12 protein-coding genes are annotated in these 13,201 nt (G+C 65.5%); 8 read left to right on the plus strand and 4 right to left on the minus strand.

The features are described 5' to 3' along the window. Window positions 1-22: 22 nt before the first annotated feature. Both BBA01S_RS20890 and BBA01S_RS20895 read right to left on the minus strand, forming a co-directional pair. Window positions 23-1,579 carry a methyl-accepting chemotaxis protein gene (locus BBA01S_RS20890; RefSeq protein WP_027818163.1) on the minus strand — a complete coding sequence of 519 codons (1,557 nt, stop codon included), beginning with the start codon at window positions 1,577-1,579 and terminating at the stop codon, window positions 23-25. A 148-nt stretch (window positions 1,580-1,727) separates the two neighbouring features. Further along, window positions 1,728-3,122 carry a sensor histidine kinase gene (locus BBA01S_RS20895; RefSeq protein WP_052391817.1) on the minus strand — a complete coding sequence of 465 codons (1,395 nt, stop codon included), beginning with the start codon at window positions 3,120-3,122 and terminating at the stop codon, window positions 1,728-1,730. Window positions 3,123-3,375: 253 nt separating this feature from the next. On the opposite strand from BBA01S_RS20895, the gene BBA01S_RS20900 reads away from it, so the two are divergent. From BBA01S_RS20900 to BBA01S_RS20920, 5 genes are all read left to right on the plus strand, one after another. Further along, window positions 3,376-3,675, plus strand: coding sequence for a hypothetical protein (locus BBA01S_RS20900; RefSeq protein WP_027818165.1), 300 nt, complete (start codon window positions 3,376-3,378; stop codon window positions 3,673-3,675). A 256-nt stretch (window positions 3,676-3,931) separates the two neighbouring features. Next, a complete protein-coding gene (locus BBA01S_RS20905) occupies window positions 3,932-4,984 on the plus strand; it encodes a FecCD family ABC transporter permease (protein WP_027818166.1) in 1,053 nt (350 codons plus the stop codon). A 4-nt stretch (window positions 4,985-4,988) separates the two neighbouring features. Next, window positions 4,989-5,804, plus strand: coding sequence for an ABC transporter ATP-binding protein (locus BBA01S_RS42000; RefSeq protein WP_042297602.1), 816 nt, complete (start codon window positions 4,989-4,991; stop codon window positions 5,802-5,804). A gap of 2 nt (window positions 5,805-5,806) precedes the next feature. After that, window positions 5,807-8,005, plus strand: coding sequence for a TonB-dependent receptor (locus BBA01S_RS42005; RefSeq protein ID WP_084162390.1), 2,199 nt, complete (start codon window positions 5,807-5,809; stop codon window positions 8,003-8,005). Between the two features lie 10 nt (window positions 8,006-8,015). Further along, window positions 8,016-8,996: an ABC transporter substrate-binding protein gene (locus BBA01S_RS20920; protein ID WP_084162392.1), complete on the plus strand. Its 981-nt coding sequence runs from the start codon at window positions 8,016-8,018 to the stop codon at window positions 8,994-8,996. On the opposite strand, the gene BBA01S_RS20925 is transcribed toward BBA01S_RS20920, so the two are convergent. Continuing rightward, window positions 8,974-9,897 carry a LysR substrate-binding domain-containing protein gene (locus BBA01S_RS20925; RefSeq protein WP_218004252.1) on the minus strand — a complete coding sequence of 308 codons (924 nt, stop codon included), beginning with the start codon at window positions 9,895-9,897 and terminating at the stop codon, window positions 8,974-8,976. The genes BBA01S_RS20920 and BBA01S_RS20925 overlap by 23 nt on opposite strands. 115 nt (window positions 9,898-10,012) lie before the next feature. On the opposite strand from BBA01S_RS20925, the gene BBA01S_RS20930 reads away from it, so the two are divergent. The 3 genes from BBA01S_RS20930 to BBA01S_RS20940 all read left to right on the plus strand — a co-directional run bounded on the left by BBA01S_RS20930 (window position 10,013) and on the right by BBA01S_RS20940 (window position 12,392). Continuing rightward, complete coding sequence (locus tag BBA01S_RS20930) at window positions 10,013-10,588, plus strand: nuclear transport factor 2 family protein (protein WP_027818169.1); 576 nt, start codon at window positions 10,013-10,015, stop codon at window positions 10,586-10,588. A 197-nt stretch (window positions 10,589-10,785) separates the two neighbouring features. Beyond that, entirely contained in the window at window positions 10,786-12,003 is a 1,218-nt protein-coding gene (locus BBA01S_RS42010; RefSeq protein WP_052391818.1) for an MFS transporter, read from the plus strand. Next, entirely contained in the window at window positions 12,000-12,392 is a 393-nt protein-coding gene (locus tag BBA01S_RS20940; protein ID WP_027818170.1) for a RidA family protein, read from the plus strand. The genes BBA01S_RS42010 and BBA01S_RS20940 overlap by 4 nt, the downstream gene beginning before the upstream one ends. A gap of 64 nt (window positions 12,393-12,456) precedes the next feature. Here BBA01S_RS20940 and BBA01S_RS20945 read toward each other — a convergent pair whose 3' ends face one another. After that, complete coding sequence (locus tag BBA01S_RS20945) at window positions 12,457-13,173, minus strand: MIP/aquaporin family protein (RefSeq protein WP_027818171.1); 717 nt, start codon at window positions 13,171-13,173, stop codon at window positions 12,457-12,459. Window positions 13,174-13,201: the final 28 nt, after the last annotated feature.

Below are 13,201 nucleotides of genomic sequence, written 5' to 3' on the forward strand. Positions count from 1 at the left end.
CTTTAAACCTGCTTCAAAGCGCTTATGCATGCGCGAGACGGAACACCGACACCGCCTCGCGCATGCGCTGCGATTGCGCCTCCAGCGCGCTCGCAGCGGCCGCCGCCTCTTCCACCAGCGCAGCGTTCTGCTGCGTGACCTGATCCATCTGGCTCACCGCATGGCCGACCTGCTCGATGCCATCGCTCTGCTCGGCCGTGGCCGTGGTGATTTCGCCCATCAGCGTCGCGACATTGCGCACCGCGCCGACGATCTCGCCCATCGTATTGCCCGCCTGCGTCACCAGCGCGTTGCCGCTTGCAACGTGCTCGATCGACTGGCCGATGAGATCCTTGATCTCGCGCGCCGCACCCGCGCTACGCTGCGCGAGCGTGCGCACCTCGCCCGCCACCACGGCGAAGCCGCGGCCCTGCTCGCCTGCACGCGCCGACTCCACCGCCGCGTTGAGCGCCAGGATATTGGTCTGGAACGCGATGCTGTCGATCATGCCGGTGATTTCCGCGATCTTCTTCGAGCTCGCGCTGATGTCAGCCATCGTGCGCACGGCGCGGCTCACGACATCGCCGCCTTGTTGCGCAAGATCGGCCGCGCCGCCCGCCAGCGTGCTGGCTTCGCGCGCATGCTCCGCGTTCTGGCGCACCGTCGACGTCAGTTGCTCCATGCTCGCGGCAGTTTCTTCGAGCGACGCCGATTGTTCCTCGGTGCGGCTCGACAGGTCGAGATTGCCCGCCGCGATTTCGCGCGCCGCCGTGTGAATCGCTTCGCAGCTGTCGCGCACGCCCGAAACGGTCTGCGTGAGACCCGACTGCATGCGATGCATCGCCGCAAACAGCAGGCCGATTTCGTTGCCGCTCGCGGGCGGCACGCGCACCGTGAGATCGTTCGAGGCGATGCGGTCGAGCACGTCGGCGGCCTGCGCGAGCGGGGCGGAGACCACGCGGCGCAGCGCGAAGTGAGTCGCCACGATCAGCGCGAGCGCAAGGCCCACGCCCAGCACCACCATGCCGACGACCCACTGATACTGCGTATTGCCGCTCGCCAGCGCCGCTTCGGACAGCTGGTTTGCGAGCTGCTGGAACTTCTCGACGTTGGCCGAATAGGCCTGGCCCGATGTGGTGATCGCGGTGTCGTTGAGGTTCGCGTAAGCCGAGGTGTCGCCGCTCGCGAGCGCGTCACGCGCACGTGTGAGGCTTGCGGCAAGCTGCCCCGCGGAATCGACGAGCTGCGCCTTGAGCGCCGTGTCCATGCCGTCGAACGGCGCGGCTTTCTCGAACGACTGGGTCTCGCTCGCGGACAGGTCGAGCGTGCGCTGCGCGCTCTTGAGCGCGGAATCGCGTCCTGCCGCGTCATTGCGCTCCTTGAGCGCGGTATAGGCGCGCATCAGCGCCGAACGCGTGCGCGCGGTGTCCTTGTACGCGTCGTTGACGAGAATGGTTTGCCGCGCCATCTCGTGCAGCCCTTGCGTGTTCGTATTGGCGCTATGGAGCGCAACGATGCCTACGACGCCGCCGAGCAAAATCATCGTCGAGAAAACCACGAGGATCGCCAGCAGGCTGGCCCTAACCGTTAAATTGCGCATGCTGCGGGTGCCGGCAGGAGCCGGATAGTCGTTGCGATACTTTCGATAACGGCAATAATCGACGCGCGCTTTAGGGTCATATGCGAGTCATATGCATTCGCCGTATGGCCCGCCTGGCGCTGCTTTCAGAATACTTTCGCATTCCTTTCTACGCGTCTTTCGTCTCCGCTTCGCGCACCCGCGCACCCGCATAGGCCCAGCAGTCGAGCGTGACGCGCAAACCCGGACGCTCGTGCGCCAGCGCCAGGCCAAAGCCATGCATGCGCATGACCGCCTGCACCAACGAAAGCCCAAGCCCCGAGCCCGGCGCTTCACGTGTGCGCTCGCTGCGATAAAAGCGCTGAAACACCGCCATGCGCTCCGATTCGGGAATGCCGGGGCCGTTGTCGCTCACGTATACGCTCGGCCCCTGCGCGCCCATCGACACATGCAGGCCTACGCGCCCGCCAGAGGGCGTGAACTTGATGGCATTGTCGAGCAGGTTCGCGAGCGCTTCGAACAGCAGCGCATAGTCGGCGCGTATCACGTCCACGCGCTCCAGTTGCAGCGCGAGGTCGATCTGCTTGTCAGCGGCGAGCGGCTGATAGAGGTCGGCCACTTCGGCGCAGAGCCGGTCGAGCGCAACATCGCCGAAGCCCGCGCGCCGCCGCATTGATTCGATCTCCGAAATACGCAGCATTGCCGTAAAGCGGCGCAGTACGTCGTTGACGCCGCGCGTGGCCTGGTCGACGAGACTCGCGTGGTCGCCGTCCAGCCGCTCCAGCGGCACGCGCGCGAGATGCGAGCGCACCCGCACGAGCGGCGTGCGCAGGTCGTGCGCAATGCCGTCGCAGGCGCCCTTGACCTCGTGCATGAGGCGCGAGACCTCATCGAGCATGTGATTGACGATCTGCGAAAGCCAGCTGATTTCGTCGCGCCCGCCATCGGGCAAACGCGCGTCGAGGTCGCCCGCCGCGATGTCCTGCGCCACGCGACGCACCGCTTTCACGCGTCGCAATTGCGACGTGGACACCAGCGCGCCCACGCCCAGGCCGCCCAGCAACACCAGCGCCGCGCTGCCGGCAAGACCGCCGAGCATGGTCTCGCGCAGGCGCGCCATCTCGCCCACGTCGCGCGAGACAACCAGCAGATTGCCATTGGGCAGACGCGTGACGCGCGTGCGCAGATATTGAGGATGCACCGTCGCGGGCCCGATCAGAAACGGCCTGTCCCACACGCCGACGCCGTTTTCGGTCAGGTGATGCGGCATGCGCGCGATATCGCCGGCAAGCCAGCGCTTGTCGGGCGAAAACAGGCCGTAGAAGTTCACGGGACGCTGGATCTGGCTGCGAATATGCGCGTCCAGTTGTGCGGGCACCTGGGCAGGCGCGAGCGCCGAAAAATACGCGAACTGCCAGTTGATGTTGTAGTCGGCCTCGCGCGCGGTGTAAGACGCCGACTGCCAATAGTTCAGGTAGACGAGCGCGGACATGGAAGCCGAGAACACCAGCGCATAGATCATCAACAGCCGGAATGTCGTGCTGCGCCAGAGACTCATTTTCATCGTATTTCCCCGCATTTCCCCGCCTTCCCGTCCAGTATCGCAAACCACCCATACCCGAACATGAAAATAGTTTTAGTTTTGTGAAAGCACGCGTTCATCGCGCAAATGCCAATAAATAAAGTTTAATTCGCCCGCAATGATGCTGTCGTGACCGGCGCTCAAAATAGGCAGTGCGAAACGACGATATTCCCGTCATTCGCCGCAAAAATAAGTCTTGCCCCGCCTTTGTTACCCGTCATTGAGGAAATACGCCATGAAACGCTCCCTCGCGCTTTGCCTTCTGTCGCTCGCCGCCGCGCTGCCGGCGCTGACTTCCGTCTCCGCGCACGCCGCCGATAACCCCGCGGGACGCCACGGCGTCGCGCCCATCCAGGTCAAGGCGCAGCTCTATCGCGCGTGGCTGACGGGCACGACCGCCGCCGACGAAAAAAATTCGTATCCCTTCGCGCCTTCCGACCGCGCCGAAGTCTCCGCGTCGCGCTGCGGTTATGTGCTCGGCCATCCGGGCGCATCGGAATTTCCAGCGATCACGCGTTCTGTCTGCACGCAATAACACCATCCATTCACGCTTTATTCCGGTGCATGCCGGAACACTTCGAATATCGGCGCGCTGATTTGTCGCAGTTGCATCCTGTCGGATCAAAAACGTTATATCCGGTAAGATATTTCGTATTCGCAGGCGGCATCAGCCGTTTATCCCTTGGCTTTTGGCCGAATTCAATGAGAAGCGCGGCGTATTACGCGTCGCCTCTCTCATCGCAATGCCGATATCGAAGTTTTCTCATTTCTGTCAATTCGCCTTAAAGCCGGTGGACAAACGCACCATTGCTTTGTGCGTGGCGCTCGCTGGCGTGCCGCTGGTGGCGTGGCTCGGGCTATGCGTGGGGCGCCTCCCGCTCGCGCCCGGCCAGGTCGCGTTGACGTTGCTCGCGGCGCTGCATCTGCACGCGCCGCTGGCCGATAGCGCGCACGGCGCCTTGCTGCACGCCGTCGTGATGCAAGCGCGCCTGCCGCGTCTCGTGGCGGCGGCGCTGATCGGCGCGGCGCTTTGCACATCGGGTGCGACGTATCAGGCCGTGTTTCGCAACCCGCTGGTTTCGCCGGGACTGTTGGGCGTGCTGGGTGGCGCGGCATTTGGCGCGGCGCTCGCCATCGTGCTCGGCAGCGGCAACACGCACGCCATGTGGATCCAGGCGAGCGCGTTCGTGGGCGGCATTCTCGCCATGGGCGTGGGCGTGGGCGCGGCGGCGTTGATCGGCGGGATTGCCGATGCGCGCGGCGAGCGCGGCGGCGTGCTCACGCTGCTGCTTGGCGGCCTCGTGAGCAATGCGCTGTTTTCCGCGCTGGTTTCGCTGCTCAAGTACGTCGCGGATCCGCTCAACCAGTTGCCCGCCATCGTGTACTGGCTGCTCGGCTCGCTCGCGCAGACTGGTTGGCACGACCTCGCGTGGGCCGCTGCGCCGCTCGCACTGGGCACGCTGCTGCTGTGCATCGCCGCGCCGCTCATCGACGCTCTCGCGCTCAGCGACGACGAAGCGCGCAGCCTGGGCGTGCCCGTCACCGCGATCCGCCCGGGCGTGATGGCGCTGGCGACGCTCGTGAGCGCATTGACCGTCGCGCTCGCGGGCATGATCGGCTGGATCGGCTTGCTGGTGCCCAATCTCGTGCGACCGCTTGTGGGCGCATCGAATCGCTACGTACTGCCGATGAGTGCGCTCGTGGGCGCCATCGCGCTCATGCTCGCCGATACCTGCGCGCGCAGCGTCGCGAGCGCCGAGATACCGCTGGGCGTCGTCACCGAACTGGGCGGCGCGGTGGCGTTCGTGGCCGTCCTGCGCACGCTGCGCCGCGATGGACGCTAGGCCCATGTCCGGATCGCTCTCGCTCTCCTGCCGCGATATCGTCGTGCGGCGCGCGCACGCCTGTGTTCTTGATGGCGTGAACTTCAGCGTTCGTGCAGGCGAACTGGTGTCTTTGCTCGGCGTAAACGGCGCGGGTAAAAGCACGCTGTTGCGCGTGCTGCTCGGCCTCATTGCACCCGCTGCGGGCGAAGTGCACCTGCTCGATCGCCCCTTGCGCCGCCACACGCGCCGCACGATTGCGCAACACGTAGCGTGGGTGCCGCAATATCACGTGCCGCAATTTCCCTACACCGTCGAGCAGGTCGTCGCACTCGGCCGCCTGCCGCATCGCGGCCTCATGAGTGCGCCGCGCGCCGAAGACCGCGCCGCCATCGCCGCCGCAATGGCCGACATGCAGGTCGCGCATCTCGCGCGACGCGACTATGGCGCACTCTCGGGCGGCGAACGCCAGCGCGTGATGCTCGCACGCGCGCTCGCCCAGGGCGCGCGCATCCTGCTGCTCGACGAGCCGTTTGCTGGCCTTGACTACGGCCAGCACCTGCGCCTGCTGGAGCGCCTCGCTGCGCTCGCGGCCAGCGGCTACGCAATCGTCAACACGAATCACCGCCCCGACGACGCGTGCAATCTCTCCACGCGCGTGGCGCTGCTGGAGGGCGGGCGCATCGTCGCCGACGGCCCGCCGCGCGACGTCCTCACTGCGCAGACCGTAAGCGCGCTGTATCGCGCCCCGGTCGAACAACTCGATATCGACGGCCAGCGCTTCTTTCGCGCCGCCGCGCCCGCTTCCCCACTGCCGCCCTCGCGCGTCCCACCCAGCTAACGATGAACATTCGACCTCCGTCGCGCTGCGCCGCCTTTGCGTTCGCAGCCGCGTGCGCTTTCGCCGCGCATGACGCCCGTGCGCAAAGCACGCCATCCGCTTCCGCCGATAAGACCAGCAGCGCCAACAACGCCAACGATCAGGCCGGCAACGCCGACAAAGCGACGACACTGCCCACCGTCGCGGTCAGCGCCAGCGCAACGCCAGATGGCGCCAACAGCCCGCGCAGCGACAAGGCCTCGCTAGGGCCGCTGGGCACGCTCAAGCGCGTGGATACGCCTTATACGGTCAACGTGGTGACGCAGGAAGTGATCGCAGACCAGCAGCTCAAGAGCATTCCCGATGCGCTGCGCCTGCTGCCTTCGGTGCAAGGCGACGGCGCGCGCCCGCAAAGCCGCGGCATTCAGGGCAGCGTGGTGCAGAACAGCCGCATCGACGGCCTCAACGTGGTCTCGACCACCGATTACCCGCTCGAACAGTTCGATCGCATCGAAGTCCTGAATGGTCTGGCGGGCGCGCTGTACGGCCCCGCGAATCCGGCGGGCACGTTCAACTACATCCAGAAGCGCCCGACCGACGACCGCCAGCTTCACTTCACGCTGGGCTACGGCACGCAAACGCGCTTCACGCGCGGCCTCGACGTATCGGATCGCGTAGGGCCGTCGAAGGCCATTGGCTACCGCCTCACGCTGCTCGACGAAACCGGCACCGGCTACACCGACCACAGCTCGCTGCGCCGCCAGCTTGCGAGCGTGGCGCTGGACTTCCATCTCTCGCGCGACACGGTGCTGGAGGCGAACTACAGCCACTACCACTACGTCACCAAAGGCTTCCCGGCGACCTTCGGTCTCGCAACCGGCGCGCATTTCCCGGCTGCGCTCGATCCGACCAACCCGGTCTGGGGCTCGGTCAACGGCGGCAACGACGACACGACCGACACCGGCTCGCTGCGCCTGAAGCACGACTTCTCGCCGAACTGGCACCTGGAAGCGGCCGTGCTGCGCCAGATCGCCGACCGCGAATCGACTACGCCGACCGACACGATCGCCACCGACGGCACCTACAAGACGACGATCTCGACCGCGACCGCCAGCCGCTTCACGATCACCAGTAACCTGCTCTACCTGCGCGGCCACGTGGAAACGGGCAGCGTGCAGCAGGACATCAGCATCGGCACGAGCGGCTTCATCTGGGACAACTTCAATCCGGTTGCGGGCGCAACGACCACGCTCGGCAGCGCGAGCCTCACGAATCCGCAGTCGTTCGCGGTGACCGGCGCGCCGGATTTCGAGCATCGCTATCAATCGGCGCAGAGCACGCAGCAGTCCCTGACCGCGAGCGACAACATCCGTTTCTCGCCGCATTGGTCGGTGCTGCTCGCGGGCAGCCAGAGCTGGCTGTCCACGCACAACTACAGCGTGAAGGGCGTGCAGACGAGCGAATCGGCCAACCAGGGCCTGTCCGGTGCGGCGAGCCTGATTTTCAAGCCTCGCGAGAACCAGAGCCTCTATGTGACCTATGCGGACAGTCTCCAGCAAGGCGACACTGCGCCCGCAGGCTCGACCAACGCGGGCAATATTCTCGACCCATATCGCAGCAAGCAGTGGGAAGTGGGCTACAAGCTCGCGCTCGCGCGCATGAACGCGTCGGTCGCGGCGTTTCGCATCACGCGGCCCTATGCCTATACGCTCGCGGACGGCACCTACGGCACGGCGGGCAACCAGGTCAATCGCGGCGTCGAGGTGATGCTCGACGGCAACGCCACGCGCAACCTGACGGTGTTCGGCGGCTTTACGTGGCTCGATCCGCGCCTGTTCGATACGGGTAGCGCAAGCACCGAGGGCAAGCGCATCGTCGGCCTGCCCGAGTTCGCGCTCAACGTGCTGATGCAGTACAAGATCCAGCAGGTGCCGGGTCTCTTCACCAATCTCAACGTGCATTATGTCGGCGCGCGTCCGACCGACAACGCCAACACGGGGTCGGTGGGCTCGTACACGACGCTCGACCTGGGCGTGGGTTATCTCGCCGATATCATGGATCGCGCGGTGACGTTCCGCCTGTCCGTCGATAACGTCACGAACCGGCATTACTGGACGAATATCGTGCCGGGCGGCCTGAACGGCTATACGGGTTCAGGCAATGCCACCGCTCAGCTGGGCGCGCCGCGTACCGTCACGGCTTCGGTGGAGTTCGATCTATGAGGTTCGACCTATGAGGCTCGCACGATTTGTCCGCCTGGCCGCAGCCTTCGCGTTGAGTTCGTGCGCGCTTGCCGTGCAGGCGCAGCCGAAAACCCGCATCGCCGATCTCTGGTACGCGCATAACGCCGTGGTCGCGATGCTTGGTTCCGCCAGCGACGTCGTGGCGACGGTCGCAAGGCCGCAGGCGCTGCCCTGGATGTTCCGCGTCGCGCCCGCGCTCGCCCATGCCCAACCCGTTGCGGGCGCAACGGTCAACGCGGAAGACCTGCTGCGCCTGAACGCCGATGTCGTGTTCGCCAGCGCGGGCGACCCGACCATCGGCGCGATGCAGCGCCTGGGGCTCGACGTCGTGCCGGTGGGCTTCGACGATTACGATTCGATGCTGCGCTGTATCGACCTCACGGCGCAGACGCTCGACACGCCCCTCGCCCGCGAACGCGCGCGCGACTATCGCGCGTATTTGCAGGCGACGCTGCACGACACGGCGCAGGCGCTCGCCGCTCACGGCACGCATGCAACGCCGCGCGTGCTGCACGTGGCGTCGCTCACGCCGCTGAAGGTGGACGGCTCGGACACGATCGTCGACCGCTGGATCCGCGCGGCTGGCGCGCGCAATGCCGCCGATGGACTGAGCGGCAACCTCAAGCCCGTGTCGATCGAGCAGGTGCTGGCGTGGCATCCCGATGTCGTGATTCTCGCGGCCAACGCGGGGTCGATCGAGGCGTCGCCACAACGCGCGCTCTGGCAGACGCTCGAAGCCGTGCGTGACGGGCGCGTCTATCGCAATCCGACTGGCGTGTTCCCGTGGGATCGCTACGGCCCCGAGGCCGCGCTGGAGGTGCGCTGGGCCGCGAGGACACTGCATCCGGAAGCGTTCAGGGACGCAGCGCAGGGGTCGATGCAAACGCAGACGCAGCAGTTCTACCAGCGCTTTTACGGCTACGCGCTGTCCGATGCCGAAGCGAAGCTCATGTTGAGCGGCGGGACTTGAGCGCAGCCGTGCCGCTGGCGCGGGCCACTTCGAGCGCCAGCGCATGAAACGCCACGACCGCGCCCGACGATTCGTCGGCGCGGCTCAGCAGCAGCAATCCCGCCGAACCGACTTCGGCAACGGGCCGATAGGTCAGCCCCGGCAGCACGACCTGCTCGACCGAACGCGGCACCAGCGCGACGCCCAGGCCCGCGGCCACGAGCGCGAGCACGCTTAGCGTGCTGGACACGCGAAAGGCCGGTTCGACCACGATGCCCAGATGTGCGCGCAGATGCACCAGGCCCGCATCGCCGTCATCCGATGAAAACGCGATGATCTGCTCGGCGGCCAGCAGCTTGAGCGGCACACGCGCGCGCTTCGCCAGCCGATGATCGTGCGCCATCGCCACCACCATCGGCCAGTTGCCGATGCGCTCGCAGCGTAGCGTGCGGCTTTCGGCCGGCGGCTGCACCGTGCCATAGGCAATATCGATTTCACCTTTCACCAGCGCGTCTTCGTGCAGGTTCGGCGGCATTTCCTGCACCGATACCTCCGCACGCGGAAAGCGCGCACGAAACTGCCGCAGCGCGTCCGTGAGCATGCCGGACAGCACCGCATTGCCGGCAAAGCCCACGCGCACCCGGCCAATCTCGCCGCGCAGCGAGCGCCGCGTCGCATCGCGTGCGTGTTCCGCCTGCGCCAGCGTGCGGCGCGCCTCGGTCAGCAGCACCTCGCCCGCCGCGGTCAACCACACGCCCTGACGCGTGCGCGAAAACAGCGGGCCGCCCACTTCCGCTTCGAGATCGCGAATCTGCATGCTCAGCGCAGGCTGCACGATGTTCAGCCGCTGCGCGGCCTGGCCGAAATGACCGGTCTCTGCCAATGCCACGAAGTAGCGTAGATGGCGCAGTTCCATTTGCATTCATCCATCATCCATACTGATCGAACGATCATAACAATATATTTGGCTGATCGATTTGCGGCGCCCATACTGCCTGCGGAATCCATCACTTTTCCCCACTATTCAAGGCACTTTCATGCAAACGACACTCGAAGACCGTCAGGCGATTGCTGACTTGATGAACGGCTGGATGCACCGCGATCTTGCGCAATGGGATCAGCTTGCGAGCCTGTTTCATGCGGACGGCACCATCGAGGTCACCTGGTTCGAAGGCCCCGCCGCCGATTTCATCGCGGGGTCGCAACGCATGGGTAAAGCCGGACTGAGCACCAAGCATTTCGTCGGCCAGCCGGTCGTGCGCTTCAATGGCGCGAAGGCGATCGTGGAAACGAACGCGATGATCATTGGCGAAAACGTGGCGCTCGAACTCGGCTGCGTCGCGCATAGCCGCTTTTACGACCTGGTCGAAAAACGTGCGGGCGAATGGAAGATCGTTCGGCGTCAGTGCATCTATGACAATGCGTATTTCACGTTCCCTTGTGGCGTCGTCGAGGTCGACCGGGAGGCCGTGCGCGCACTGCCGCGCGGCTATGCGGCGCTCGCCTGGCTGCTTGCGCAAAGCGGCTTTCCTGTGCAGCGTGTGTTTGCGACTAAAGGCAGCGAACTGGAACGGCAGATGAAGCAGCAAGGCGAGGTGTGGCTCGCGGCTTGAGCGTTCAGGCTGAGGGCGTTGAGCGGCCTGCGAAACCGGAATGAAAGCGACCTGTACAATCAAGGCTTGAGGTTTTCCCAATCTGTCCCTCGCGGCACGCGTGCAGTTTCCCCCGTCTCCTCAAATGACGCGCCTTGAAGGTGCTTCGCGTCTGCACGCCTGCCGCAGCCTTTGTCGCTTTTAGCTGATCGTTCCCGATGTCGGATATCGAATGCGCGCAGACGTCGCGCGCCAATCAATCGAAAACTCGCAATAAAAACCATTGGGCGGCCGTCTGGTCGCTCGCGCTTGGCTCATTCGCCAGTGTGACCACCGAGTTCCTGCCCGTGGGCGTGCTCCCCGAAGTCGCGCACACCTTCAACATCTCCGATGGCCAGGCCGGACTGATGATGACGTCGCCCGCGCTATTCGCGGCCGTCGCCGCGCCTGGCGTGATGATCGCAGCGGGCCGCATCGACCGGCGGCGCGTGTTGATCGGCCTGTCCGTGATCCTGCTTGCGGCGTGCCTGATCGCCGCCTTCGCGCAAAGCTTCCCGATGCTGCTGGTGAGCCGCGCGATGGTCGGCGCGAGTCTTGGCGCGTTCTGGTCGCTGGGTCTCGCGGCCGCCGGACGACTCGTCGCGCCGGAGCATGTGCATCGCGCGGCGGGGACAATCTTCGGCGGCGCCGCACTCGCGATGATCGTGGGGCTGCCTTTCGGCACCTTGCTTGCGGGCTTCTTTTCGTGGCGTGGCGCGTTCCTGGGCGCGGGCGTGCTGGCCACGCTCGCGTTGATCGCGCAGATCATCGTGCTGCCGCCCATGCCCGCGCAAACCAAGCTGCGTCTCGCAGGCTTCGCCGCGTTCGCGCGCCAGCGTGCTGCGCAACTGAGTCTTGCGCTGACGTTGCTCGTGTTCATCACGCACTTCGGCGCGTACACGTACTTGATGCCGCTGCTGATCCAGGCTGGCGTGTCCGGCGATACCGGCACGTGGGTGCTGCTCGCGTATGGCTTCTGCGCGCTCGTGGCGAATTTCGCGGCGGGGCGTTATGTGAGCCGCAAGCTCAGCGCAGCGATGCTCGGCAATATTCTGCTGCTTGCCGTCGTGCTGGCCGTGCTGCCCTCGCTGGATCACGCGCGCTTGACGGTGCTCGCGGGCGTGATGATCTGGGGCGTTGCCTGGGGCGCGCTGCCGCTATGCCTGAACGTCTGGCACAGGCGCGTGCCCGATGGCGAAAGCGAAGCCGCCGCCGCGCTCTTTACGCTTGCGACGCAAGTAGCGATTGCGCTTGGCTCGGTCGTGGGCGGCGTGGTCGTCGACCATCAAAGCCTGGGCGCCGATTATCGCTATTGCGCGCTGATGGGATTCGTCGCCGCGGCGCTCGTGGTGCGGGCGCGCTCGCGCAAACTTCATACGACCAAGGAACACGCATGACCGATCGCGAATTGATCATTCCGCAGCAGATGCAGGCAATTGTGGAGCGCGCCGGCTACGTGCCGGCGGTGAAGGTCGGCAAGACCGTGTATTGCGCGGGCCAGGTCGGTCGCACGGCCAGTCTTGAAGTGATCGCCGATCCCGAAGCGCAGTTCGCGGTCTGCTGGGAAAACCTGCGCATCGTGCTGGCTGAGGCGGGCTGCACGTTCGACGACGTCGTCGACATGACGACGTATCACGTGCAGATGAGCGAGCACATGGCGATCTTTCGCGCCGTAAAAGATCGGGTGTTTCCACGCGGCACCTGCGCATGGACGTCGATTGGCGTATCCGAACTCGCGCGGCCCGGCCTGCTCGTGGAGATCAAGTGCGTCGCGGTGCAGCGCTAAACAAAAACGGCGTCGGGATGAACCTCATCCCGGCGCCGTTTTTCACGCTTGAATCACGCTCGCATCAATGCGTAGCGTGCAGGTACAGATACAGCGTCGATGCCGCCACGCCGCCCAGCAGCGGGCCGACGACGGGGATCCACGCATAGCGCCAGTCGCTGTCGCGCTTGCCCGGGATCGGCAGCAGCGCGTGCATGATGCGCGGCGAGAGATCGCGTGCGGGGCTCATCGCGTAGCCCGTGGGGCCGCCCAGCGAAATGCCGATGCCGAGCACGAGCAGGCCGACCGGCAGCGCGTCGAGCGCACCCAGGCCCACTTGCGGCGCAGCCAGGTACAGCACGCCCAGGATCAGCACGAAAGTGCAAATCGCTTCGGTGATGACATTGTGGCGCACGCAACGAATCGCCGGCCCGGTGCAGAACACGGCGAGCTTGAGATCCGCGTCTTCTTCGTTCGCAAAGTGCTGACGATAGGCGAGCCACACGAGAAACGCGCCCGCCATGCCGCCGAGCATCTGCGCGGCGATATAGCCGCCCACTTTCGACCACGCAAACTTGCCTGCCAGCGCGAGGCTGATCGTCACGATCGGGTTCAGGTGCGCGCCGCTGTACGCCGCCGTCACGTAGACGGCCACGAACACGGCCATCGCCCAGCCCATCACGATGACGATAAGATCCGCGCCGCGGCCCTTGGTTTTGGCGAGCAGCACGTTGGCGACCGCGCCGTTGCCGAGCAGCACGAGAATCGCTGTGCCGATGAATTCCGCAATATAGGGTGACATGTTGGTTGTCTCACTTATTGTGCAGCGG

This window comes from Paraburkholderia bannensis NBRC 103871 (assembly GCF_000685015.1).
GTDB classification, from domain to species: Bacteria; Pseudomonadota; Gammaproteobacteria; order Burkholderiales; family Burkholderiaceae; genus Paraburkholderia; species Paraburkholderia bannensis.

Bases quoted from the DNA above. Each gene is read 5' to 3' on its own strand.
- BBA01S_RS20890 (WP_027818163.1), bottom strand. From the start codon at position 1,579: ATGCGCAATTTAACGGTTAGGGCCAGCCTGCTGGCGATCCTCGTGGTT.
- BBA01S_RS20895 (WP_052391817.1), bottom strand. From the start codon at position 3,122: ATGAAAATGAGTCTCTGGCGCAGCACGACATTCCGGCTGTTGATGATC.
- BBA01S_RS20900 (WP_027818165.1), top strand. From the start codon at position 3,376: ATGAAACGCTCCCTCGCGCTTTGCCTTCTGTCGCTCGCCGCCGCGCTG.
- BBA01S_RS42000 (WP_042297602.1), top strand. From the start codon at position 4,989: ATGTCCGGATCGCTCTCGCTCTCCTGCCGCGATATCGTCGTGCGGCGC.
- BBA01S_RS42005 (WP_084162390.1), top strand. From the start codon at position 5,807: ATGAACATTCGACCTCCGTCGCGCTGCGCCGCCTTTGCGTTCGCAGCC.
- BBA01S_RS20920 (WP_084162392.1), top strand. From the start codon at position 8,016: ATGAGGCTCGCACGATTTGTCCGCCTGGCCGCAGCCTTCGCGTTGAGT.
- BBA01S_RS20925 (WP_218004252.1), bottom strand. From the start codon at position 9,897: ATGCAAATGGAACTGCGCCATCTACGCTACTTCGTGGCATTGGCAGAG.
- BBA01S_RS20930 (WP_027818169.1), top strand. From the start codon at position 10,013: ATGCAAACGACACTCGAAGACCGTCAGGCGATTGCTGACTTGATGAAC.
- BBA01S_RS42010 (WP_052391818.1), top strand. From the start codon at position 10,786: ATGTCGGATATCGAATGCGCGCAGACGTCGCGCGCCAATCAATCGAAA.
- BBA01S_RS20940 (WP_027818170.1), top strand. From the start codon at position 12,000: ATGACCGATCGCGAATTGATCATTCCGCAGCAGATGCAGGCAATTGTG.
- BBA01S_RS20945 (WP_027818171.1), bottom strand. From the start codon at position 13,173: ATGTCACCCTATATTGCGGAATTCATCGGCACAGCGATTCTCGTGCTG.